Here is a 24,375-nt window from a genome sequence, read left to right as displayed (position 1 = left end):
CCGTACGGCGCACAATGGGCGGATGCCTCTCGACGGCCCACCCTCCCCGCCCGCCGCCACGTACGCCGAGACCGCGGAGCCCCAGCCGGAGATCCCCCTGATCGGGGGTGACGTGACCGAGGGCGTCGTCCGCGTCGGTGACACGGTCCGCCGCCCGACCGGCGCGCACAGCCCCCTGGTGCACGCCCTGCTCCGGCACCTGGAGCACGTCGGATTCCCCGGCGCCCCGCGCCTCCTCGGCATCGACGCGGCCGGCCGCGAGGTGCTGACCTACGTCACGGGCGAGGTCGCCGGACGTCCGCGTCCGGCCTGGATCGCCGACGAGGCCCGCCTCGTCTCGGTCGGCCGCCTGGTCCGCGCCTACGACGACGCGGCCGCCGGCTTCACCCCGCCCGACGGCGTCCGGGCCCCTTCCGGCCCGGCCCCGCACCCGGAGACGCCTCCCGCGCCCGCCCATCCCGCCGAGGTGATCGGGCACATGGACTTCACGCCGGACAACATCGTCTTCCGGGACGGCCGGGCCGCCGCGCTCATCGACTTCGACCTGGCCAGGCCGGTCCCCAGGGTCGAGGAGATCCACAACGCGATGCTCTACTGGGCCCCCATCGGCGACCCCGCGGACGCCGACCCCCACCTGCGCGACGTCGACGTCCCCCGCCGCTGCCGCCTGCTCGCCGACGCGTACGGCATGTCCGGCACCGATCGCGGCCGCCTGCTGGAGGTCGCCGTGCTGCGGACCCGCCGCGCGTGGTTCTCCATGAAACGCATGGCCGAGACCGAGGGCGGCGGCTGGGCCCGCATGTGGCACGAGGGGGTCGGCGACCAGATCAAACGCCGCGAGGTCTGGCTGGAGCGCCACGGCTCCTCGATCGAGGCGGCGCTCACCGCTCCCTAGCGCCGGGGGAGTGCCCCTCACCACCGGCTCCGTCGGTTCCTCCACCGCGCCCCACCCCACTCAGCCCCGATCCGGGCCGACGGCGTGCGGCCACGCCCACCTCTACGTCCCCGGAGCCGCCCCCGTTCAACGCGGCACCGGCGGCCGGCGGCTGCCTCAGTAGCCGAAGTCCTGCGTCCACCAGGGGCCGCCCTCGCCGAGGACGGCGCCGACGCCGATCTTCTTGAAGTCGCAGTTGAGGATGTTGGCGCGGTGCCCCTCGCTGTTCATCCAGGCGTCCATGACCTCCTCGGGGGTGGCCTGGCCGCGGGCGATGTTCTCGCCGCCGAGGTTCTTGATGCCGGCCTGGGCGGCGCGGTCCCAGGGGTCGTCGCCGTCGGGGTCGGAGTGGTCGAAGAAGCCCCGGGCGGCCATGTCGGCGCTGAAGTCGGAGGCGAGCTCGGAGAGCTTCTTGTCGGAGTGCAGCGGCTGGCAGCCGGCGGTGGCCCGGACGGTGTTCACCAGGGCCAGGACGGAGGTCTCGACGACGCTCTGGTCGCCGTCCTGCACCTCCTCGTCGCCGCCCGGCACGAGGGTGGCCGCGGGCGGGGACGGGACGTCGGTGGGAGTGGAGGACGCCGAGGGCTGCGGCGCGGCGGGAGTGGTCGCGCTTTCCTCCGGGGCCGAGGCCGGGGCGGAGGGGGTCGGCGTCGCCGAGGTCGCGGGCGCCGACGGGGCCGCGGGGGGCGCGGTCGTACGGGCGTCGCCGCGGCTGGCGGGGGCCGAGGTGTCGCGGTCGGCGGGCACGGCGCCGACGTCCTGGGGGCTCGCGGTGTTCGGCAGCCCGGCGGCCTGGACCTGACCGGGGGCATCGTCGTGGTACGCGAACCCGCCGGAACCGTCCGGCGAGGGCAGCAGCCCGCTGGAGACGCCGATCGCGCCGACGGCCAGCGCGGCGGACGAGGCCAGCAGCCCGGTGCGCACCGGGTTCTGCTTGCGCCGCCGGGCCCTGTTGGTCTGCCCGCGGTGGCGCGGCGCCTCCGAGAACGGCGCCGGCTCGGAGGCTGTACGGCTGTGGCGGCCCATCCGGTGCAGTCCTTTATGTCGACGGTGTTCACCCGAACGGGTGAGTCCTGTTGCGGCGCGACTGTACCGAAAGACAGGCGGGGCCGGTGTGAACCCTGTGCAACTGGCGGGTTAGCGTGCTTCCATGAACGACGCTGTCCGACTCACGGCCTGGGTGCGAGGCCGAGTACACCAAGTGGGTTTCCGCTGGTGGACGCGGGTGAACGCACTGGAGATCGGTGGGCTCGACGGCTATGTGAGCAATCTCTCGGACGGACGCGTGCAGATCGTGGCCGAAGGCGACCGGTCGCACTGCGACCGACTGCTCGACTCGCTGCGGACCGGCGACACGCCCGGCCGCGTCGACGGCGTCACCGAGATCTGGGGCGAGCCGCGCGGCGGCTACGAGGGCTTCGCGATCCGCTGAACCGGCGCCCGGCGCACCGCGCCGTCCTCGCAGGTGAGGGGCGAGGTCACAGATCGCCGGCAATCTCACCTGGCAAGAGCGGCAAGGAGGTTGCCATTTCGCGCCTCGCGTGCAAGGCTGCCGACATCGAGGACGCGGTGATCTTCGGGGAGTGATCGACGGCCCCGTCCTCCAGCCACGCGGGACGCCCGCGGCGCCTCTCTCGCGCCGTGTTTTCTTAGGCGTACCCGACGAGCGGGCTGTGATCGTGTTGACCGTCCAACCATTTGGTGAGACGCTGGAAGCCCCGCGCACCGCAGCTGTAGGCATGGCAAAGGGCAGCTTCGGCGCACACGGCGCGGGTGCCTACAACCCCTCACAAACGACCCACACCGCTCCCCGGTCGGTCACTCAGCGTGGAGGACCATCCATCATGGCAAAGGCGCTTCTCGGTTACGTCGGCGGCCCCGACCCTCGACTCCTCGCCGAGATGCGAAGGCTGCAGCAGCGTGTACAGGACCTGGAAACCGAACTCGTACGGATCCAGGCCGAGAACGACACGCTGGCCGCCGCCTCGCGCGAGCTCGTCGACGTACCTCACGCGGAGCCGGTTCTCGCCTGATCCGGCCTTTCGGCCGATCAAGTGGAAACGACTCCGTCTGGGAATGTGCAAGGGACGCCCCGGCGTCCCTTCGTCGTTTTCCGCCCCGTTGCCCTCCCATGATCTCCGCCCTTGCATTGCATGTGCCCCCCGCATTCCTCGGTGAAACCGAGAGCGGGAGGTAGAGTCCAACGGCGTGCACCTCAAGAGCCTGACCCTGCGCGGGTTCAAGTCATTCGCCTCGGCGACGACGCTGCGGTTCGAACCCGGAATCACCTGCGTCGTCGGCCCGAACGGTTCCGGCAAGTCCAACGTCGTGGACGCGCTGTCCTGGGTCATGGGCGAACAGGGCGCCAAGTCGCTGCGCGGCGGGAAGATGGAGGACGTCATCTTCGCCGGCACGACGGGGCGGCCGCCGCTCGGCCGTGCCGAGGTGTCGCTCACGATCGACAACGGCGACGGTGCTCTCCCGATCGAATACGCCGAGGTCACCATCACGCGGATCATGTTCCGCAATGGCGGCAGCGAATACCAGATCAACGGCGACACCTGCCGGTTGCTGGACATCCAGGAACTGCTCTCCGACTCCGGTATCGGCCGCGAAATGCACGTCATCGTCGGTCAGGGACAGCTGGATTCGGTCCTGCACGCAGACCCGATGGGCCGCCGCGCCTTCATCGAGGAGGCGGCCGGCGTCCTCAAGCACCGCAAGCGCAAGGAAAAGGCGCTGCGCAAGCTGGACGCCATGCAGGCCAATCTGGCCCGCGTCCAGGACCTGACCGGTGAGCTGCGGCGTCAGCTCAAGCCACTGGGACGGCAGGCGCAGGTGGCGCGCCGGGCGGTGGTCATCCAGGCGGATCTGCGCGACGCCCGGCTGCGGCTGCTCGCCGACGACCTGGTCACCCTGCGGGAGGCGCTGCGCGCCGAGGTCGCCGACGAGGCGGCGCTCAAGGAGCGCCGCGACGCCGTCGAGACGGACCTCGCGGCCGCCGTACAACGAGAGGCGCGGCTGGAGGAGCAGGTCAGGGAGCTCGCCCCGCGGCTCGCCGACGCCCGTGCCACCTGGTACGGGCTGTCCCAGCTGGCCGAGCGGGTCCGCGGCACCATCGGCCTGGCCGAGCAGCGCGTACGGCATGCCACCGCGCAGCCCGCGGAGGAACGGCGCGGCCGCGACCCGGAGGAGATGGAACGCGAGGCCGCCCGTATCCGCGAGCAGGAGGCGGAGCTCACCGACGCACTGGAGGCCGCCCAGCGCGCCCTGGACGACACGGTCGACCACCGCGCGGAACTGGAACGCCGCCTGGCGGAGGAGGACAAGGCCCTCAAGGCCGCCGCCCGCGCCATCGCCGACCGCCGTGAGGGACTGGCCCGGCTGCAGGGTCAGGTCAACGCCGCCCGCTCCAAGGCCGGATCCGCCGAGGCCGAGATCGGCCGGCTGACCGCCGCCCGCGACGAGGCGCGGGAGCGCGCCGAGTCCGCCCAGGAGGAGTACGAGGAACTCCGCACCCGGGTCGAGGACCTGGACGCCGACGACTCCGAGCTCGACGAGCGCCTCGAGGCCGCCAAGGACGAGCAGGGCCGTGCCGACGAGGCCCACTCCGCCGCCCGCGAGGCCGCCACCGCCGCCGAACGCCGGCGTGCCGCCCTGTCCGCGCGCCACGACGCCCTCGCCCTCGGCCTGCGCCGCAAGGACGGCACCGGTGCCCTGCTCGCCGCGGGCGACCGCCTGTCCGGGCTGCTCGGCCCCGCCGCCGAACTCCTCACCGTCGCACCGGGCCACGAGGTGCCCGTGGCCGCCGCGCTGGGTGCCGCCGCCGACGCCGTGGCCGTCTCCGGTCCCTCCGCCGCCGCCGAGGCGCTGCGGCTGCTGCGCAAGGACGACGCGGGCCGCGCCGCGCTGCTCGTCGCCGGTGACGCCGTCCCGCAGCAGGCCGCCGAGGTGCCCGCGGGCGCGCGTGCGGCGGCCGCGCTCGTCGGCGGTCCCGACGAACTGCTTCCGGCCGTGCGCCGTCTGCTGCGGGGCTACGTCGTCGTGGAGAGCCTCGCCGACGCCGAGTCACTGGTCGCCGCCCATCCGCGGCTGACCGCGGTGACCGCGGAAGGCGACGTCCTCGGCGCCCACTTCGCCCACGGCGGCTCGGCCGGCGCCCCCAGCCTGCTGGAGGTCCAGGCCGCCGTCGACGAGGCCGCCGCGGAGCTGGAGGCACTCGCCGGTCGCTGCGAGGCGCTCGCGGAGGAGCAGGCCGCGGCCAGGGAACGCAGGGCGGCCGCCGCCCGGGTGGTCGACGAGCTGACGCAGCGTCGCCGGGCCGCGGAGAAGGAGAAGTCGGCCGTGGCCCAGCAGCTGGGCAGGCTGGGTGGGCAGGCACGTGCCGCGGCGGGGGAGGCGGAACGTTCTGCCGCCGCCGTGGGCCGCGCCGAGGAGTCGCTGGCGGCCGCGATAGAGGAGTTCGAGGAGCTCTCCTTCCGGCTGAGCGAGGCGGAGGCCGCCCCCGCCGACGAGGAGCCGGACACGGCCGTGCGCGACCGGCTCGCCGCCGACGGCGCCAACGCCCGCCAGACGGAGATGGAGGCGCGGCTCCAGGTCCGTACCCACGAGGAGCGGGTCAAGGGCCTGGCCGGCCGCGCCGACGGCCTGGACCGCGCCGCCCGCGCCGAGCGCGAGGCCAGGGCGCGGGCCGCCCGCCGCAAGGCGCGTCTGGAGTACGAGGCGCAGGTCGCCTCCGCCGTGCTGAAGGGCGCGCAGGGCCTGCTGGCGTACGTCCAGGTCTCGCTGGGGCGTGCGGACGAGGAGCGGGGAGCGGCCGAGCGGATCAAGTCCGAGCGCGAGGCGGAACTGGACACCGCGCGCCGCCGCGGCCGGGAGCTGAAGTCCGAACTGGACCGGCTGACCGACTCCGTCCACAAGGGTGAGGTGCTCGGCGCGGAGAAGAGGATGAGGACCGAGCAGCTGGAGGGCAAGGCGCTGGAGGAGTACGGCGTCGAGCCCGCGGGCCTGGTCGCGGAGTACGGACCCGACCAGCTCGTGCCGCCGTCCCCGCCCGCCGAGGGCGAGGTGCTGCCGGAGGACCCGGAGCACCCGCGCAACAAGCCGCGCCCCTACCACCGGGGCGAGCAGGAGAAGCGGCTGAAGGCGGCGGAGAAGGCATACCAGCAGCTGGGCAAGGTCAACCCGCTGGCGCTGGAGGAGTTCGCGGCGCTGGAGGAGCGGCACAAGTTCCTCTCGGAGCAGCTGGAGGACCTGAGGAAGACCCGGGCCGACCTGCTCCAGGTGATCAAGGAGGTCGACGAGCGGGTCGAGCAGGTCTTCACCTCCGCCTACCACGACACCGCGCGGGAGTTCGAGGGCGTGTTCTCCCGGCTCTTCCCCGGCGGTGACGGCCGGCTGATCCTCACCGACCCCGAGAACATGCTCACCACCGGTGTGGAGGTGGAGGCCCGTCCGCCGGGCAAGAAGGTCAAGCGGTTGTCGCTGCTGTCGGGCGGCGAGCGCTCGCTGACCGCGGTGGCGCTGCTGGTGTCGATCTTCAAGGCCCGGCCGAGCCCGTTCTACGTGATGGACGAGGTCGAGGCCGCGCTGGACGACACCAACCTGCAGCGGCTCATCGGCATCATGCGGGAGCTGCAGGAGAGCTCCCAGCTGATCGTCATCACCCACCAGAAGCGGACCATGGAGGTCGCCGACGCGCTGTACGGCGTGTCCATGCAGGGCGACGGGGTGTCGAAGGTCATCAGCCAGCGCCTCAAGTCCTGACCGGCCCGGCCGGGCCGGGTCATTCCTTGAGCCGGGGCAGCACCTGCTCCGCGAACAGGCGCAGGCTCCGCCAGCCCTCCTCGACCGGCATCCCCCCGCACAGCGGGTGCAGCACGAGGGCGGCGGCCGGGTCGGTGGCCGCCTCCGCGAAGGCGACGCACTCGTCGGGGGTGACCACGCGGTAGACGCCCTCGCGGCGCAGTTCCTCCGGGGAGGCCGCCGTGGAGCGCACCGCCGAGCGGATGCCGGCGGACTGCCACGAGGCGTAGGTGGCCGCCTCGTGGAACAGGTGCCGCCCGTACTCGGTCCAGGTGCGGTCGGGGTCCTCGGACAGGTGGAGCAGCGGCACCTGCGGCGGGGGCATCAGGCACCAGCCCTCCGTGCCGTGCTCGGCGAGCTGCTCCCGGTAGTAGGTCTCCAGCTCCGGCAGATGGGCGCTGGGGAAGAACGGCAGTCCGAACCGCGCCGCCCGGCGCGCCGCGGCGCGCGAGCTGCCGCCGACGATCAGCAGCGGGTGCGGGGAGCTGTGGGGGCGGGGCGTGACCCGGACGGTCCGGCCGCGGAATTCGAAGGGCTCACCGGTCCAGGCCTTCAGGAGGGTGTCCAGCAGTTCGTCCTGGAGGGCGCCGCGCCGGTGCCAGTCGACCCCGAGGGCCGCGTACTCCTCCGGGCGGTAGCCGATGCCGGCGACGGTGACCAGCCGTCCGCCGCCGACGTGGTCGAGCACGGCGAGGTCCTCCGCCAGCCGCAGCGGGTCGTACAGCGGTCCGATCAGGGCGGAGACGGTGACCGCGATCCGGCGGGTCGCGCCGAGGGCGGCCCCCGCGAAGGTGAGGGGCGAGGGCAGCCAGCCGTCGGGGGAGCCGTGGTGCTCCTCGGTCTGGAGGGTGGCGACGCCGTGCTCGTCGGCGTACGCGGCCATTTCCAGGGCCGCCCGGTAGCGGTGGCTCAGCGGCCCGGGCGAGGCCGCGGGGTCGACGAGGTTGAAGCGTACGACAGTGGCGGGCATGCGCCGACGTTAGCTGACGAACCGTCAGATTAACAGAGTCGCGGACGCCCGCCGGGTGGCTCCCGGGAGGGCGGGCCGCGTGACCGATACTGGACGGGTTATGGAAACCGTCATTCTTGCCGTAGTCATCGCCCTGGTCGTGATCCTGGCGGCCGGCGGGCTGGTGGTGGGCAGCCGCCGCAGGAAGCAGCTGCCCCCCGCGCCGCCCACCGAGCAGCCGACGATCACCGCGCCCCCCGCCGAACCGCACATCGGCGACGAGGCCGAGGCCCCGCGGGACGAACCCCGCCGGACCATCGAAGAGGTCGAGCTCCCCGAGTCGGAAGACGCCTCCGCAGGCGGCGTCCTCGTCGAGGAGCGCCCGGCCGCCCCCGAGATCGAGCAGCCCGAGCCCACCGCCGGCCGCCTGGTGCGGCTGCGCTCCCGCCTCTCGCGCTCGCAGAACGCGCTCGGCAAGGGGCTGCTCACCCTGCTCTCGCGCGAGCACCTCGACGAGGACACCTGGGAGGAGGTCGAGGACACCCTGCTCACCGCGGACGTCGGTGTCGCCCCCACCCAGGAGCTGGTGGAGCGGCTGCGCACCCGGGTGAAGGTGCTCGGCACCCGCAGCCCCGCGGACCTGCGGCAGCTGCTGCGCGAGGAACTGCTGACCCTGGTCCGCACGGACCTGGACCGCACGCTCCACACGGACGGGCTGCCGAACGCGGACGGTGCCGACCAGCCGGCCGTGCTGATGGTCGTCGGCGTCAACGGCACCGGCAAGACCACCACCACCGGCAAGCTCGCCCGGGTCCTGGTGGCCGACGGCCGCAGCGTCGTGCTGGGCGCCGCCGACACCTTCCGTGCCGCGGCCGCGGACCAGCTGCAGACCTGGGGCGAGCGGGTCGGCGCCCGGACCGTGCGCGGGCCCGAGGGCGGCGACCCGGCGTCGGTCGCCTTCGACGCGGTCAAGGAGGGCATCGCCGAGGGCGCGGACGTCGTGCTCATCGACACCGCCGGCCGGCTGCACACCAAGACCGGCCTGATGGACGAGCTCGGCAAGGTCAAGCGCGTCGTGGAGAAGCACGGCCCGGTGGACGAGGTCCTGCTCGTCCTGGACGCCACGACGGGCCAGAACGGCCTGGTGCAGGCCCGGGTCTTCGCCGAGGTCGTCGACATCACCGGCATCGTGCTCACCAAGCTCGACGGCACCGCCAAGGGCGGCATCGTCGTCGCCGTCCAGCGCGAGCTGGGCGTCCCGGTCAAACTGATCGGCCTGGGCGAGGGAGCGGACGACCTCGCGCCGTTCGAGCCCGAGGCCTTCGTGGACGCGCTGATCGGCTCGTAGCCGACGGCATCCGCGGAAGCGGACAAGCGGACGAGCCGACAGACGGGCAAGGGGCGCACTCCCGGGAGTGCGCCCCTTGCCCGTTGCTCACGTGCTCACGCGTACGCGCGGTCGCGGTGGCAGACGTACGCCAGCGTGCCGAGCAGCAGCCGGGCCTCCGGGGGCTGGCGGGCGGCGTCCAGCGCCGGCGGCCGCAGCCAGCGGACCGCGCCGAGGCCGCCGAGGTCGGAGGGGGGAGCCGTCACATGGTCGCCCGGCCCGAGGCAGCGCAGGTCGAGGTCGGCGTCGTCCCAGCCCATCCGGTACAGCAGATGCGGGAGCTCGGCGGCGGCACCCGGCGCGACGAAGAACTGCGCCCTGCCGTCCGGGGTGGCGACGACCGGGCCGAGACGCAGCCCCATCCGCTCCAGGCGCACCAGAGCGCGTACGCCGGATCGTTCCGCCACGTCGATCACGTCGAAGGTGCGCCCCACGGGAAGCATCAGCGCCGCGCCCGGCACGCGCTCCCAGGCGGCCACGGCCTCCTCGAGGGTCGCCCCGGCCGGCACCTCGCCGGCGAACTCCAGTGCGTGGGCGCCCGGCGCCTCGCACCCCGGGTCACCGCAGGAGCACTGGCCGCCCCCGCGCGTGGCGCGCGCACCCGGCGCCACCGCCCATCCGCACAACCCGGTGTACTCCGCCACGGTGGTGCACGCCGAGGCGTGCGTCCGGCGGCGCGCGCCGGAGCGGATGTGTCGCATCTCCCGCATGCTGCCGATCGTGAAGCCCATGACACCCCCAACGGGTCGCAGTTGCCGATGGTTACGCCCGTGCCTGATCGGCATGTGTCAAGTGAATCGCTCCGCGTGCACATGTAGTTCATTCGAAGGGGTGGCGAATGGTGGCGTTTTCGCTGCAGGCATCGCCGGATGGGTGATCGTAGGATTACTTTCGGTTTGCAAGCCCCGGAAGTGTGCGGGCCGGCGGGTATGCCGGAGGCAAGACTCGTAGGACACTGAGGCACATGGGGGCCAGGCAGGCAACGGCCCTCATCCCCGGAGGTGTTGGGCGACGGAATGGGGGCGTCACGGTGGGCGGCACACAGGACAAGCAGCCCAACGCGCAGTTGACCTCTTGGTTTGTGCGCAGTGGCTGGTCCAAGGGCGAACTCGCCCGTCAGGTGAACCGCAGAGCGCGCCAGATGGGGGCGCTGCACGTCAGCACGGACACCTCGCGGGTGCGCCGCTGGCTGGACGGCGAGCAGCCGCGGGAACCGATCCCGCGGATCCTGTCCGAGCTGTTCTCCGAACGCTTCGGCACCGTCGTCCCGGTAGAGGACCTGGGGCTGCGTCCCGCCCACCAGCCGCCCGCCTCGACCGGAGTGGACCTGCCGTGGGCGGGGCCGCAGACGGTCCAGATGATCAACGAGTTCTCCCGCAGCGACCTGATGCTCGGCCGCCGCGGCTTCCTCGGGACCTCCCTGGCGCTGGCCGCCGGCCCCGCCCTCGTCGAGCCGATGCAGCGCTGGCTGGTGCCCACCCCCGCGTCCGGCCCCGACATCCCGCCGCCTCGCGACTCCCGCGTCAGGGCCCGGCTCTCCGAGCCCGAGCTGGAGCTGCTGGAGGCCACCACGGTGATGTTCCGGCAGTGGGACAACCAGTGCGGCGGCGGCCTGCGCCGCAAGGCGGTGGTCGGCCAGCTGCACGAGGTCACCGACCTGCTCCAGGAGTCCCATCCGCACTCCGTCGCCAGGCGGCTCTACCGCGTCACCGCCGAGCTTGCGGCGCTCGCCGGCTGGATGTCGTACGACGTCGGCCTGCACCCCACCGCGCAGAAGTACCTGGTCCTGGCCCTGCACGCGGCAAAGGAGGCCGACGACCGCCCGCTCGGAGCCTTCGTCCTGTCCAGCATGAGCCGCCAGATGATCCACCTGGACCGGCCCGACGACGCACTGGAACTCATCCACCTGGCGCAGTACGGCAGCAGGGACAGCGCGAGCGCCACCACCCAGGCGATGCTGTACGCGATGGAGGCCCGCGCCTACGCCAACATGGGTCAGGTCAGCAAATGCCACCGCGCCGTGCGGATGGCGGAGGACTCCTACACCGATTCCCGGCCCGCCGAGGACCCGGACTGGATCAGCTTCTTCAACGAGGCCGAGCTCAACGCCGAGAACGCCCACTCCTACCGTGACCTGGCATACGTGGCCGGCCGCAGCCCCACGTACGCCTCGCTGGCCCACCCGGTGATGCAGCGGGCCGTCGACCTGTTCGCGCAGGACAGCGTCCACCAGCGCGCCTACGCCCTCAACCTGATCGGCATGGCCACCGTGCATCTGCTGCAGCGCAGCCCGGAGGAGGCCGCGGGGCTCACCGTCCAGGCGATCGACGTCGCCAAGCACGTGCGCTCCGAGCGGGTGAACACCCGCATCCGCAAGACCGCCGACAGCGCCCTGCGCGACTTCGGAAAGGTCGCCGAGGTCGCCCAGCTCAGCGAGCGCCTCGCCGCCGACCTCCCCGAGGTCGCCGAGACCGCCTGATCCGGCGGTCCGCCCCGCACCCCGGCCGCGGCCGGCCATCCCGACAGCCCGACTCGGCTCCCCCATGCCAGGTCAACCGGGTGGCTCGCCGCGGCCGGTCCTCGTTCACCGGCGCGTCCCCTCGACGGCGTGGCGAGGTTTGTACACCCCGGCCCGTGCGGCACGTATACAGCTCGTCGGCCCGTCCGAGGGGTCGTGGCGTCATGAGGGCGTCGTCATGGCGGCGCCCGCTGGGGCGGCGGTTCATCGCGACGTAACACGGACGACTTCTTCGTCACGGTGACGAAACACCCGATGGCGTCGACGGAAACCCGGCTGGGACAACCTCATGGCGAAAACCGGCCCACCGAGCCCGCATCCCGCACGGGCCGTTCGGATGACGAGGAGACGCCGATGGCAGCAGGCTTTCTGACGCTTGCCGCAGACACGCCCACGCTCGACAGCGGTAGCACGGCGTTCATGCTGCTGAGCGCGGCACTGGTGCTCGTGATGACCCCCGGTCTGGCCTTCTTCTACGGCGGCATGGTCCGGGTCAAGAGCGTCCTGAACATGCTGATGATGAGCTTCATCGCCATCGGCATCGTCACGGTGCTGTGGACGCTCTACGGCTTCAGCGTCGCGTTCGACTCCGGGAACGCCTTCTTCGGCGGCTTCGAGTGGGCCGGCATGCGCAACATCGGGATCGCCCAGCTGTGGGACGGCTACACCATCCCGGTCTACGTCTTCGCCGTGTTCCAGCTGATGTTCGCGATCATCACACCGGCCCTGATCAGCGGTGCCCTGGCGGACCGGGTGAAGTTCACCGCCTGGTCGCTCTTCGTGGCCCTGTGGGCGACGGTCGTGTACTTCCCGGTCGCCCACATGGTCTGGGCGTCCGACGGCTTCCTCTTCACCCGCGGCGTGATCGACTTCGCCGGCGGTACGGCGGTGCACATCAACGCCGGTGCCGCCGCGCTCGGCGTGATCCTCGTCATCCGCAAGCGCGTGGGCTTCAAGAAGGACCCGTTCCGGCCGCACAACCTGCCGCTGGTCATGCTGGGCGCCGGTCTGCTGTGGTTCGGCTGGTTCGGCTTCAACGCCGGCTCCTGGCTCGCCTCCGACGGCGTCGCGGCCGTGGCCTTCACCAACACCCAGGTCGCCACCGCCTCCGCGATGCTCGGCTGGCTCGCCTACGAGAAGATCAAGCACGGCTCCTTCACCACCCTGGGCGCCGCCTCCGGCGCCGTCGCCGGCCTGGTCGCCATCACCCCGGCCTGCGGCTCGGTCAGCCCGCTCGGTGCCATCGCCGTCGGTGTCATCGCCGGTGTGGTCTGCGCTGCCGCGGTCGGCCTGAAGTACCGGTTCGGCTTCGACGACTCCCTCGACGTGGTCGGCGTCCACATGGTCGGCGGCATCATCGGCTCGCTGCTCATCGGCTTCTTCGCCACCGGCGGGGTCGGCCAGACCGCCAAGGGTGTCTTCTACGGCGGCGGCTTCGACCAGCTGTGGAAGCAGTTCCTCGGCGTCGGCGTGGTCCTGGCCTACTCGCTGGTCGCGTCGGCGATCCTTGCCAAGCTCATCGACCTGGTGATCGGATTCACCGTCAGCGAGGACACCGAGGTCGCGGGCATCGACCAGGCCGAGCACGCGGAGACCGGCTACGACTTCGCGGGCGTGGCCGGCGCGGTCCGCTCCGCCCTCTCCTCCCTGGACAGCAGCAGTGGCACCGGCACCCAGGTGACCGACGCCCCGTCGAAGAAGGTGGACGCGTGAAGCTCATCACCGCGGTCGTGAAGCCGCACCGGCTGGACGAGATCAAGGAGGCCCTGCAGGCCTTCGGCGTCCAGGGCCTGACGGTCACCGAGGCCAGCGGCTACGGCCGCCAGCGGGGCCACACCGAGGTGTACCGCGGTGCCGAGTACACCGTCGACCTCGTGCCCAAGATCCGCATCGAGGTGCTCGTCGAGGACGGCGACGCCGACCAGCTGATCGACGTCATCGTCAAGGCGGCCCGCACCGGCAAGATCGGTGACGGCAAGGTCTGGAGCATCCCGGTCGAGACCGCCGTACGGGTCCGGACCGGGGAGCGCGGCCCGGACGCACTCTGAGGACGCGGGGGCGCGGCCGGGACTCCGGCCGCGCCCCTTCGCACCACCGAACCCGAGCAGTTCCACCGCACGGCCTGCGACTGGAGACAGTGTGACGGAGAACGTCGACGCGAAAGCCCGCGACGGACACGCCCCTGCAGGCTATGCGGCGGCCCGGCTGGCCCTCCTGAACGGCGAGGGCCCGTCCGGGCCGCCGCGGCGCAAGGCGCTGGCCGCCCTCACCGACACATGGCTCGCCGACCTCGCCCGCGGCGCGGCCGACCGGACCGGGACCAGGGGCTGGTCCCTGGTCGCCGTCGGCGGCTACGGCAGGGGCGAGCTCTCCCCGCGCAGCGATCTCGACCTGCTGCTGCTCCACGACGGCTCGGCCGGCCCCGCGGACGTCGCCGGCCTCGCCGACGGGATCTGGTACCCGGTCTGGGACCTGGGCGTCGCCCTCGACCACTCCGTCCGCACCCCGGTCGAGGCCCGCAAGACCGCCGCCGAGGACCTCAAGGTCCAGCTCGGCCTCCTCGACGCCCGCCACATCGCCGGGGACACCGCCCTCACCGCGTCCCTGCGCACCGCCGTCCTCGCCGACTGGCGAAACCAGGCCCCCAAGCGGCTCCCCGCGCTCCACGAGCTGTGCCTGGAGCGCGCCGAACGCCACGGCGAGCTCTCGTACCTGCTGGAGCCCGACCTCAAGGAGGCCCGCGGCGGCCTGCGCGACGCCACCGCCCTGCGCGCCGTCGCCGCCTCCTGGCTCGCCGACGCGCCCCGCGAGGGACTGGAGGACGCCCGCACCCGGCTGCTCGACGCCCGGGACGCGCTCCACCTGGTGACCGGCCGCGCCACCGACCGGCTGGCCCTGCAGGAGCAGGACCAGGTGGCCGGCGCACTCGGCCTGCTGGACGCCGACGCGCTGCTGCGCCAGGTGTACGAGGCCGCCCGGACCGTCGGCTACGCCTTCGACGTCACCTGGCGCGAGGTCGCCCGGGTCCTGCGCTCCCGCCAGTCGAGGCCCCGCAGGCGCGGGCTGCTCGGCCGCTCCCGTCCCGATCAGGCGAACGCGCCCGAGCGCACCCCGCTCGCCGAGGGCGTCGTGGAGCACGAGGGCGAGGCCGTCCTCGCCCTCACGGCCAGGCCCGAGCGCGACCCGGTGCTGCCGCTGCGCGCGGCCGCGGCGGCGGCCGAGCACGGCGTACCGCTGTCGCTGCACGCGGTCCGCCGGCTGGGCGTGGCCCAGGCGACCCGGCCGCTGCCGGTGCCGTGGCCCGCCGAGGCCCGCGAACAGCTCGTCACGCTGCTGGGCGCGGGGGAGTCCACCGTGCCGGTGTGGGAGGCCCTGGAGGCCGAGGGCATGATCACCCGGCTGCTCCCCGACTGGGAGCGGGTCCGCTGCCGCCCGCAGCGCAACGCCGTGCACATCTGGACCGTCGACCGGCACCTCATCGAGTGCGCGGTGCGCGCCTCGCGCCTGACCCGCCGGGTCGGCCGTCCCGACCTCCTGCTCATCGCCGCCCTGCTGCACGACATCGGCAAGGGCTGGCCCGGTGACCACTCCGAGGCCGGCGAGGTCATCGCCCGCGACGTCGCGGCCCGCTTCGGCTTCGGCCGCGCCGACGTGGAGACGCTGGCCCTGCTCGTCCGCCACCACCTGCTGCTGATCGAGACCGCGACCCGGCGCGACCTGGACGACCCCGCCACCGTGCAGAGCGTCGCCGACGCCGTCCGCGACTCCGAGACGCTGGAACTGCTGCACGCGCTGACCGAGGCGGACGCCCTCGCCACCGGCCCCGCGGCCTGGAGCGCGTGGCGGTCCTCGCTCGTCGGCGACCTGGTCAAGCGGGTCGCCGCCGTCCTGGCGAGCGGGGCGGTGCCCGAGCAGGCCGACCGCGAGCCCACCGCCGAGGAGGAGCGCCTGGCCGTCGAGTCGGCTCGCACCGGGGGCCCGGTCATCGCGCTGCGCGCCCACGCCGAACCCGACCCCGACGGCACCGCCCCGCGGACCGCGGACGACGAACCCGAGCCCGTCGGCGTGGAACTGCTGCTCGCCGTTCCCGACCGCCCCGGGCTGCTCGCCGCGGCGGCTGGCGTGCTCGCCCTGCACCGGCTCACCGTCCGCGCCGCCGACCTGCGCACGGTCGACCCCATCGGCGACGGCCCGGTGACCCTCCTGCGCTGGCGGGTGGCCGCCCAGTACGGCTCGCTGCCCGAGGCGGCACGGCTGCGCAACGACTTCGCCCGGGCCTTCGCGGGCTCCCTCGACATCGAGTCCCGGCTGGCGGAGCGCGAGTCCGCCCATCCCCGCCGCCGCGGGGTCTCCTCCCCGCCGCCCAGGGTCACCGTCGCCCCCGGCAGCTCCACCGCCGCGACCGTCATCGAGGTCCGCGCCCACGACGCCCCGGGGCTGCTGCACCGCATCGGCCGGGCCCTGGAGTCCACCGGCGTGAACGTCAGGTCCGCCCGCATCAGTACGCTCGGCGCCAACGCGGTGGACGCGTTCTACGTCACCGACACCGCCGGCGCTCCGCTCCCCGACGTACGCGCGGCCGAGGTCGCCGACCAGGTGGAGCGGGCCCTGCGCTGACGCGGTGGAGACCATTCGCGGGCCGGGCGGATACCCTTGAGGACGACCTATCACCCGCCCCCGACCTGAGGATCCGCGACCGACGTGTTCGACACCCTTTCCGACCGCCTCGCAGCGACGTTCAAGAACCTCCGGGGCAAGGGCCGCCTCTCCGAGGCGGACATCGACGCCACGGCGCGCGAGATCCGTATCGCGCTGCTGGAGGCGGATGTCGCGCTGCCGGTGGTCCGCGCCTTCATCAAGCAGGTCAAGGAGCGGGCGAGCGGGGCCGAGGTGTCCCAGGCCCTCAATCCCGCCCAGCAGGTCATCAAGATCGTCAACGACGAGCTGGTCGGCATCCTCGGCGGTGAGACCCGCCGGCTGCGCTTCGCCAAGCAGCCGCCGACCGTCATCATGCTCGCCGGTCTGCAGGGTGCCGGCAAGACGACCCTGGCGGGCAAGCTCGGCCGCTGGCTGGCGAGCCAGGGCCACACCCCGCTGCTGGTCGCCGCCGACCTCCAGCGCCCCAACGCCGTCAACCAGCTCCAGGTCGTCGCGGAGCGGGCGGGCGTCGCGGTCTACGCGCCGGAGCCCGGCAACGGCGTGGGCGACCCGGTCCAGGTCGCCAAGGACTCCCTCGAGCACGCCCGCACCAAGCAGTACGACGTCGTGGTCGTCGACACCGCCGGCCGCCTCGGCATCGACGCCGAGATGATGCAGCAGGCCGCGGACATCCGCGACGCCGTGCGGCCCGACGAGATCCTCTTCGTCGTCGACGCCATGATCGGCCAGGACGCGGTCAACACCGCCGAGGCCTTCCGCGACGGCGTCGGCTTCGACGGCGTCGTGCTCTCCAAGCTCGACGGCGACGCCCGCGGTGGTGCCGCGCTCTCCATCGCGCACGTCACCGGCCGCCAGATCATGTTCGCCTCCAACGGCGAGAAGCTGGACGACTTCGACGCCTTCCACCCCGACCGGATGGCCTCGCGCATCCTGGGCATGGGTGACGTCCTCAGCCTGATCGAGAAGGCCGAGCAGACCTTCAGCCAGGCCGAGGCCCAGAAGATGGCCGAGAAGCTGGCCAAGGGTCCCAAGGAGTTCACCCTCGACGACTTCCTCCAGCAGATGGAGCAGGTCCGCAAGATGGGTTCGATCTCCAAGTTGCTCGGCATGCTCCCGGGCATGGGCCAGATCAAGGACCAGATCAACAACCTCGACGAGCGCGACGTGGACCGCACGGCCGCGATCATCAAGTCGATGACCCCGGGCGAGCGCCAGGACCCGATGATCATCAACGGCTCCCGCCGTGCCCGCATCGCCCGCGGTTCCGGTGTGGACGTCAGCGCCGTGAAGAGCCTGGTGGAGCGGTTCTTCGAGGCCCGCAAGATGATGTCGCGGATGGCCCAGGGCGGCATCCCCGGGATGCCCGGCATGCCGGGCCTGGGCGGCGGCGCCCGCCAGAAGAAGCAGCAGAAGAAGGCCAAGGGCAAGCGCCAGAGCGGCAACCCGCTCAAGCGCGCCGAGCAGGAGAAGGCCGACGCCGCCCGCCGCGAGCAGCAGGCCGGCGGCGCCTTCGGGATGCCGGCGGCCCAGGAGGGCCAGAACTTCGAACTGCCCGACGAGTTCAAGAAGTTCATGGGCTGATCCGGTCCCGTGTCCGTACGGCGGCGGCGCTTCCCGGGAGGGAGGGGCCGCCGCCGCGCGTGCATCATGGACCCATGCGCGTACACATCCGTGCCCCGGAGCCGGCCGACGCCCCCGCGTACCGGGAGGCGGTCCTGCGTTCCGCCGAGCACGTCGGCCGGTGGAACCCGGTCGAACCGGACGGGCTGCCCGAACTGCTGCGGCGCCAGGGGCCCGTGCTGCGGACGTTCCTGATCCTCGACGAGGACACCGGCGGGATCGTCGGCAAGTGCAACGTGGCCAACATCGTCATGGGGCGCTTCCGCAACGCCAGCCTGGGCTACGACAGCTACGTGCCCTTCGCCGGCACCGGGCGGATGAGCGAGGGCCTGCGGCTGGTCGTCGACCGCTGCTTCGCCCGCGAGCCGCAGGGCCTGGGCCTGCACCGGCTGGAGATCAACGTCCAGCCGGAGAACGAACGGTCGGTCGCCATGGCCAAACGCCTCGGCTTCCGCCACGAGGGCTTCACCCCCCGCATGCTCTACCTGAACGACGCCTGGCGCGACCACGAACGCTTCGCGCTCACCGCCGAGGAGTGGCCCGGGGCCTGAGGGGCGGCGGAGCGGCGCTGTCCTTATGGTCGGGGTATGGGCAATTCCGTACCGCCCCGGCAGAATCCGGACGACCCATGGCGGACGGAGGGCGCGCCACCCTCCTCGCCCACCCGGCGTCGGCGCCGTATGGGCGGCTGGGGCGGCATGATCCTGACGGCGCTCGCCGTCTTCCTCATCACCGACCTGGTGCTCTCGTTCTTCACCGGGTCCCGGCCGACCACGATCTCGTACACCGAGTTCGGCCGGCAGCTCGCCGCGGACAACATCTCGAAGATCTACTCCAAGGGCGACTCCATCGAGGGGCAGCTCAAGCGGAAGCAGGACGTGCCCGGGGCGGACGAGGGCACGTTCATGCAGTTCAAGACCCAGCGGCCGGTCTTCGCCGACGACGACCTGTGGGCGACCCTGACGAAGAACAAGGTCACCGTCACCGCAGAACCCGTCGTCCAGCAGCGCGGACTGCTCTACAACCTGCTGCTCTCGCTCGCCCCGGTCCTGCTGCTGGTCCTGCTGTGGCTCTACGTCTCCCGCCGGATGAGCAAGCTCGCGGGCGGGCTCGGCGGCCTGGGCGGCATCGGCCGCCGGGCCCCGCCGCGGCCGGTCGTCCCCGAGCTGGGCCGCCGCACCACCTTCGCCGACGTGGCGGGCATCGACGAGGTGGAGGCCGAGCTCAACGAGGTCGTCGACTTCCTCAAGCGCCCCCAGGCCTACCGGGCGCTCGGGGCGCGGATGCCGCGCGGTGTGCTGCTGGCCGGACCGCCCGGCACCGGCAAGACCCTGCTCGCCCGGGCCGTGGCCGGCGAGGCCGACGTGCCGTTCTTCTCCGCCTCCGCCTCCGAGTTCATCGAGATGATCGTGGGCGTCGGCGCCGGCCGGGTGCGCGAGCTGTTCGCGGAGGCCCGCAAGGTCGCACCGGCGATCATCTTCATCGACGAGATCGACACCATCGGGCGCGCCCGCGGCGCCGCGGGCGGCATCGGGGGCCACGACGAGCGGGAGCAGACCCTCAACCAGATCCTCACCGAGATGGACGGCTTCTCCGGCTCCGAGGGCGTCGTCGTCATCGCCGCCACCAACCGGCCCGACGTCCTGGACCCCGCCCTGACCCGGCCCGGCCGCTTCGACCGCGTCGTCCACGTCAGCCCGCCCGACCGCACGGGCCGCGAGGCCATCCTCGGCATCCACCTGCGCCAGGTCCCCCTGGAGGGCGGCATCGACCTGACCGCCGTGGCCCGTGCGACGCCCGGGATGACGGGCGCGGAATTGGCCAACCTCGCCAACGAGGCGGCCCTGCTCGCCGTCAAGCGCGGCAAGGGCGCCGTCGGGCAGAGCGAGCTCTCCGACGCTCTGGAGAAGGTGCAGCTGGGCGCGGCACGCCCGCTCGTGATCCCCGTCGAGGAGCGTCGCCGTACCGCCTACCACGAGTCCGGGCACGCCCTGCTCGGCATGCTGCACCCGGGCGCCGACCCCGTACGCAAGATCACCATCGTCCCGCGCGGCCGCGCCCTCGGCGTCACCCTCTCCACCCCCGACTCCGACCGCTACGCGTACACCGAGGAGTACCTGCGCGGCCGGATCATCGGCGCGCTCGGCGGCATGGCCGCCGAGCACGTCGTCTTCGGGGTGATCACCACCGGCGCCGAGAACGACCTGGAGCAGGTCACCAACGTCGTCCGGGGCATGGTCGGCCGCTGGGGCATGAGCGAGAAGGTCGGCCCGCTCTCCGCGATCCCGGCCGACTCCCAGCAGCCCTACGGACTGTCCGCCGCCCCCGCCACCCTCGACGTGATCGACGCCGAGATGCGCAGGATCGTGGACGAGTGCTACGGGACGGCCTGCCGGCTGCTGGGCCGGCACCGCGAGCAACTGGACGCCCTCGCGGAGCGGCTGCTGGAGGCGGAGACGCTGGAGGAGGGCGAGGCCTACGAGGCGGCGGGCATCCCGCGTCTGGCGAAGGCCGCCGAGTAAGCCACCGCCGGGCAGCCGCCGCGGGGTCGGGGCAGCGGTCGCGGTCGCGGTCGCACCGGGAACGTCCCGGCTACACCCGGGCCACCAGGTACCGGAACACGTTCTCCATCCGGATCGTGCCGTCGGCGCGCCGGTACGCGTGCAGCGCCTCGCGCAGTTCCTTGCGCACCTGGTCCTCGTCGGTGGCCGCCACGGCCGCGTCGAAGAGCCCGGTCGAGACCAGGCCGCGTACCGCGCTGTCCATGTCGGGGTAGCCGAAGGGGCAGGACACCCGTCCCGAGCCGTCCGGGCGCAGCCCCGCGTCCCGCGCCAGGTCCTCCAGATCGTCCCGGCCGCTGAGCCGGACCGCGGCCGCGGCCGCGGCGGTGGCGTCGCGCGGCTCGGCCAGCCGGGCCGCTACCCGCAGCACCCGCCCCGTCGCGCAGCGCTCGGGCGGCCCCCAGCCGGCCAGCACGACCGGGCTGCCCCGTTCGGCCAGGCCCGCCGCGGCCCTGAGCGCCGGGACCAGCTCACCGTGTGCCGTCCCCGGGTCGAGGGCGGTCACCATCGTGAACGGCGGCCCTTCCGTGCCGGGCACCTCCTCCGGGCCGCCCGGCACGAGCCGGGTGCGCCCGTCGGACCGCACCGGCGCGCCCCACTGCGGCTCGGGCAGCAGCCGCTGCCGGGCCAGCGCGAGACGCCGTTCGTCCGGATCGCATCCCGTGACCGCCGCGCCCCGCGCCGAGGCCATCAGCAGCGCGAGTCCCGATCCGCACCCGATGCCGAGCAGCCGGGTGCGGGGGCCGACCTCCAATCGCGCGTGCACCGCCTCGTAGAGCGGTACGAGCATCCGCTCCTGGATCTCCGCCCAGTCACGCGCCCTGCCGTCGGTCCGGTGTGTTCGTGGGTGCCGTGCGAGCGTAGGTGTCATCGAGCGCCCCAATCAGCCGCGTCGCTGTCTCGCCGAAAGCCTTCCTCGTACGCCCCCCGGTTACGCCGCGCACCGTCGCCGTCACGCCGCGCATGCCCCCGGAGTCAGCCAACTCCCCTTCCGGGCCGTAGTCCAGAGGTTTGAAGGTGAGGATTGGGCCGATTCCCGGACCCGCCGATTCACGTCCGGCGCCCCTGTCCCCGTACCATCTGCGGCATGGCAAAGGCTCCCGTACTCACGCCCCAGGCGGACGACTTCCCGCGCTGGTACCAGGACCTGATCAACAAGGCCGAGCTGGCCGACAACGGCCCGGTGCGCGGCACCATGGTCATCCGGCCGTACGGGTACTCGCTGTGGGAGCGGATGCAGCAGGAGATGGACGCGCGGATCAAGGAGGCGGGCGCCCAGAACGCGTACTTCCCGCTCTTCATCCCGCAGTCCTACCTGACCCGGGAGGCCGAGCACGTCGAGGGCTTCGCGCCGGAGCTGGCCGTGGTCACCCACGGCGGCGGCAAGGAGCTGGAGGAGCCGGTCGTCGTCCGGCCCACCTCCGAGACGATCATCAACGAGTACTTCTCCAAGTGGGTGCAGAGTTACCGCGACCTGCCGCTGCTCATCAACCAGTGGGCCAACGTGGTCCGTTGGGAGATGCGTTCGCGGCTCTTCCTCCGCACGAGTGAGTTCCTGTGGCAGGAGGGCCACACCGCGCACGCCACCTACGAGGACGCCCGCGAGTACGCGGCGATGATCCACCGCGACGTCTACGGCGACTTCATGACCGAGGTCCTGGGGATCGACGTCGTCCTCGGCCGCAAGACCGCCCGCGAGCGCTTCGCCGGCGCCATCAACACCCTCACCCTCGAGGGCATGATGGGCGACGGCAAGGCGCTGCAGCTGGGCACCAGCCACGAGCTGGGCACCAACTTCGCCAAGGCCTTCAACACCTCCTACCTGTCGAAGGAGGGGCAGCAGGAACTGGTCTGGCAGACCTCCTGGGGCGTGTCGACCCGCATGGTCGGCGGCCTGATCATGTCCCACGGCGACGACAACGGACTGCGCGTGCCGCCGCGGCTGGCCCCGGTGCAGGCCGTCGTCCTGGCGATCAAGGGCGACGACGCGGTCGTCGCCAAGGTCCGCGAGATCGGCGACCGGCTCAAGGCCGCGGGTGTGCGCGTCCAGGTCGACGTGCGCACCGACACCCCCTTCGGCCGGCGCGCCGTGGACTGGGAGCTCAAGGGCGTCCCCGTCCGCGTCGAGGTCGGCCCGCGCGACCTGGAGAACGGCACCGCGATGCTCGCCCGCCGTGTCCCCGGGGGCAAGGAGCCGGTGGCGATCGACGAGCTGGCCGCGCTGCTGCCCAAGGTGCTGGAGGAGGACCAGGCCACGCTGCTGCGCCAGTCCCGCGAGCGCCGCGAGTCCCGCACCGTGGACGTCAAGACGATCGCCGAGGCCGCCGAGGCCGCGACCACCGGCTGGGGCCGTATCCCGTGGGCGGACCTGGGCCCGGAGGGCGAGGCCAAGCTGGCCGAGCAGGGCGTGTCCGTACGCTGCCTCCTCACCGAGGACGGCGCTGTTCCGGAAGCGGACGACGCGCCGGGTACCGTCGCGCTCGTCGCGCGGGCATACTGACCGTCAACTGACTGAAAAGCGACGTACGTAATCGGCAGTACGTCCACGCTTGAGGCGGGTGCGTGACTTCTCCACTGTCCTCCGCACCCGCCCTCAGCCGTACGCATCATCCGGAACTGACTAGTACGTGCAAAATATTTGGGATGGCCCGGTATCGGAACACAGGGCGCCCCCGGCTCGTTGTCACGACGTGAGCACGACACCACCAGTCCTCGCCGCCGAGCTGGCAGTCGCATGGGCCGACATTCAACGGCACCATCCCGAACTGCCCGACCTGGCCGCCCCCGAGTCCCTGATCGGAGAGTCCTCGTCCGCGTGCGGCACGGAGCTCTCCTTCGAGCGCCTGCTGCACGAGGCCGTCCACGGAGTCGCCGCCGCACGCGGCGTCCGGGACACCTCGCGGGCAGGTCGCTACCACAACCGTCGATTCCTGGCCATCGCCGACGAGCTCGGCCTGGACCACTCCGAGGAGCCGCACCCCAGCAGCGGCTTCTCCCTGGTCCAGATGCGCCCGGACACCAAGAAGCGCTACCGGGCGACGATCGACCGCCTGCAGCGCGCGCTCAGAGCGCACACCGTGGCGACCGCCGCCGACACCGCCCGCAGTTTCCGCGGGCCCGCCGCCCGGCACGGGTCCTCGGGCGGAGGCGTACGGGTGAAGGCGGTCTGCGACTGCGGACGCAACGTCCGGGTCGTGCCCTCCGTGCTCGCGCAGGCGCCGATCGTCTGCGGGGCGTGCGGTACGCCGTTCCGGATTCCGGAGGCCGCGGCGGTCGCGTGAGCGCCCGCCGCGGCACGGGGGCGGCGCCCTACGGGGGACAGCGCCGGTGGGGTCACCGGCGTGCGGCGGCATGCCCGCCGTATGGCAGAATGGTCAGCTGAGCACTCGGCAGCCGTGCAGGACCCCTCTCTCCTTCGGCTGACGCGTCCGTCGGGCAAACCGGCTCCACAACCCCACGTGGCGGTCTGTTCTGCCCAACCACGTCAACACCAGGAGAACCCACTCCCGTGGCAGTCAAGATCAAGCTGAAGCGTCTGGGCAAGATCCGTTCGCCTCACTACCGCATCGTCGTCGCCGACTCCCGTACCCGCCGTGACGGCCGGGCCATCGAGGAGATCGGTCTGTACCACCCGGTCCAGAACCCTTCGCGCATCGAGGTCAACGCCGATCGCGTCGCGTACTGGCTGGGTGTCGGCGCGCAGCCGACCGAGCCCGTGCTCGCCATCCTGAAGAAGACCGGCGACTGGCAGAAGTTCAAGGGCGAGCCGGCTCCGGCCCCGCTCCTGGTCGCCGAGCCCAAGGCCGACAAGCGCGCCCTCTTCGAGGCCGCCGCCAAGGACGCCGGTGACGAGCCCAAGGGTGAGGCCATCACCCAGAAGGCCAAGAAGTCCGACAAGAAGGACGAGGCCGCCGAGGCGGCCGAGTCGACCGAGGCCTGATC

At 72.7% G+C, this 24,375-nt stretch carries 19 protein-coding genes; 15 read left to right on the top strand and 4 right to left on the bottom strand.

Translation table 11 applies throughout. The features are described 5' to 3' along the window. Positions 1–22 precede the first annotated feature (22 nt). On the top strand, positions 23–895 hold the full coding sequence (locus CHF15_RS18590) for an aminoglycoside phosphotransferase family protein (RefSeq protein ID WP_220093306.1): 873 nt from the start codon (positions 23–25) through the stop codon (positions 893–895). Between the two features lie 156 nt (positions 896–1,051). Here CHF15_RS18590 and CHF15_RS18585 read toward each other — a convergent pair whose 3' ends face one another. Then, positions 1,052–1,960 (bottom strand): CAP domain-containing protein, encoded by a 909-nt coding sequence (locus CHF15_RS18585; protein ID WP_089224963.1) that lies wholly within the window; start codon positions 1,958–1,960, stop codon positions 1,052–1,054. Between the two features lie 124 nt (positions 1,961–2,084). Here CHF15_RS18585 and CHF15_RS18580 point away from each other — a divergent pair, with 124 nt between their 5' ends. The 3 genes from CHF15_RS18580 to smc all read left to right on the top strand — a co-directional run bounded on the left by CHF15_RS18580 (position 2,085) and on the right by smc (position 6,700). After that, positions 2,085–2,366, top strand: coding sequence for an acylphosphatase (locus CHF15_RS18580; RefSeq protein WP_089224962.1), 282 nt, complete (start codon positions 2,085–2,087; stop codon positions 2,364–2,366). A 412-nt stretch (positions 2,367–2,778) separates the two neighbouring features. After that, the gene (locus CHF15_RS18575; RefSeq protein WP_018562974.1) at positions 2,779–2,967 is read left to right on the top strand and encodes a hypothetical protein; all 189 of its coding nucleotides are present in this window, start codon (positions 2,779–2,781) and stop codon (positions 2,965–2,967) included. 175 nt (positions 2,968–3,142) lie between these two features. Next, on the top strand, positions 3,143–6,700 hold the full coding sequence (gene smc / locus CHF15_RS18570) for a chromosome segregation protein SMC (protein WP_089224961.1): 3,558 nt from the start codon (positions 3,143–3,145) through the stop codon (positions 6,698–6,700). Between the two features lie 19 nt (positions 6,701–6,719). On the opposite strand, the gene CHF15_RS18565 is transcribed toward smc, so the two are convergent. Further along, positions 6,720–7,709 (bottom strand): LLM class flavin-dependent oxidoreductase, encoded by a 990-nt coding sequence (locus CHF15_RS18565; protein ID WP_089224960.1) that lies wholly within the window; start codon positions 7,707–7,709, stop codon positions 6,720–6,722. A 100-nt stretch (positions 7,710–7,809) separates the two neighbouring features. Between CHF15_RS18565 and ftsY the strand changes: the two genes are divergently transcribed. Then, positions 7,810–9,036 carry a signal recognition particle-docking protein FtsY gene (ftsY, locus tag CHF15_RS18560; RefSeq protein ID WP_089224959.1) on the top strand — a complete coding sequence of 409 codons (1,227 nt, stop codon included), beginning with the start codon at positions 7,810–7,812 and terminating at the stop codon, positions 9,034–9,036. 95 nt (positions 9,037–9,131) lie between these two features. On the opposite strand, the gene CHF15_RS18555 is transcribed toward ftsY, so the two are convergent. Further along, positions 9,132–9,806 carry a bifunctional DNA primase/polymerase gene (locus CHF15_RS18555; protein WP_089224958.1) on the bottom strand — a complete coding sequence of 225 codons (675 nt, stop codon included), beginning with the start codon at positions 9,804–9,806 and terminating at the stop codon, positions 9,132–9,134. A gap of 233 nt (positions 9,807–10,039) precedes the next feature. Here CHF15_RS18555 and nsdA point away from each other — a divergent pair, with 233 nt between their 5' ends. From nsdA to ftsH, 7 genes are all read left to right on the top strand, one after another. Then, entirely contained in the window at positions 10,040–11,554 is a 1,515-nt protein-coding gene (gene nsdA, locus CHF15_RS18550; protein WP_375818149.1) for a transcriptional repressor NsdA, read from the top strand. 393 nt (positions 11,555–11,947) lie between these two features. Then, on the top strand, positions 11,948–13,306 hold the full coding sequence (locus tag CHF15_RS18545) for an ammonium transporter (protein WP_089224956.1): 1,359 nt from the start codon (positions 11,948–11,950) through the stop codon (positions 13,304–13,306). Next, complete coding sequence (locus CHF15_RS18540) at positions 13,303–13,641, top strand: P-II family nitrogen regulator (protein WP_018562967.1); 339 nt, start codon at positions 13,303–13,305, stop codon at positions 13,639–13,641. Before CHF15_RS18545 ends, CHF15_RS18540 begins: the two co-directional genes overlap by 4 nt. Before the next feature lie 91 nt (positions 13,642–13,732). Next, on the top strand, positions 13,733–16,210 hold the full coding sequence (locus tag CHF15_RS18535; RefSeq protein ID WP_089224955.1) for a [protein-PII] uridylyltransferase: 2,478 nt from the start codon (positions 13,733–13,735) through the stop codon (positions 16,208–16,210). A gap of 84 nt (positions 16,211–16,294) precedes the next feature. Beyond that, complete coding sequence (gene ffh, locus CHF15_RS18530) at positions 16,295–17,833, top strand: signal recognition particle protein (RefSeq protein ID WP_089224954.1); 1,539 nt, start codon at positions 16,295–16,297, stop codon at positions 17,831–17,833. A gap of 74 nt (positions 17,834–17,907) precedes the next feature. Next, entirely contained in the window at positions 17,908–18,423 is a 516-nt protein-coding gene (locus CHF15_RS18525) for a GNAT family N-acetyltransferase (protein ID WP_089224953.1), read from the top strand. 36 nt (positions 18,424–18,459) lie between these two features. Next, complete coding sequence (ftsH, locus tag CHF15_RS18520) at positions 18,460–20,394, top strand: ATP-dependent zinc metalloprotease FtsH (protein WP_089224952.1); 1,935 nt, start codon at positions 18,460–18,462, stop codon at positions 20,392–20,394. A gap of 70 nt (positions 20,395–20,464) precedes the next feature. On the opposite strand, the gene CHF15_RS18515 is transcribed toward ftsH, so the two are convergent. Next, positions 20,465–21,304, bottom strand: a complete 840-nt coding sequence (locus CHF15_RS18515) for a methyltransferase domain-containing protein (protein WP_245938911.1) — start codon at positions 21,302–21,304, stop codon at positions 20,465–20,467. A 216-nt stretch (positions 21,305–21,520) separates the two neighbouring features. Between CHF15_RS18515 and proS the strand changes: the two genes are divergently transcribed. From proS to rpsP, 3 genes are all read left to right on the top strand, one after another. Beyond that, on the top strand, positions 21,521–22,933 hold the full coding sequence (proS, locus tag CHF15_RS18510) for a proline--tRNA ligase (protein WP_089224950.1): 1,413 nt from the start codon (positions 21,521–21,523) through the stop codon (positions 22,931–22,933). A gap of 190 nt (positions 22,934–23,123) precedes the next feature. Further along, positions 23,124–23,714: a hypothetical protein gene (locus tag CHF15_RS18505; protein WP_089224949.1), complete on the top strand. Its 591-nt coding sequence runs from the start codon at positions 23,124–23,126 to the stop codon at positions 23,712–23,714. 227 nt (positions 23,715–23,941) lie between these two features. Next, a complete protein-coding gene (rpsP, locus tag CHF15_RS18500) occupies positions 23,942–24,373 on the top strand; it encodes a 30S ribosomal protein S16 (RefSeq protein WP_018562959.1) in 432 nt (143 codons plus the stop codon). The last annotated feature ends 2 nt before the right edge of the window (positions 24,374–24,375 follow it).

Origin of the sequence: Actinacidiphila glaucinigra (genome assembly GCF_900188405.1) — a bacterium.
In the GTDB taxonomy this organism is placed as follows: Bacteria; Actinomycetota; Actinomycetes; order Streptomycetales; family Streptomycetaceae; genus Actinacidiphila; species Actinacidiphila glaucinigra.
The sequence above is the reverse complement of the archived record's forward strand: the minus strand, read 5'-3'. Positions and strand labels throughout refer to the sequence as shown.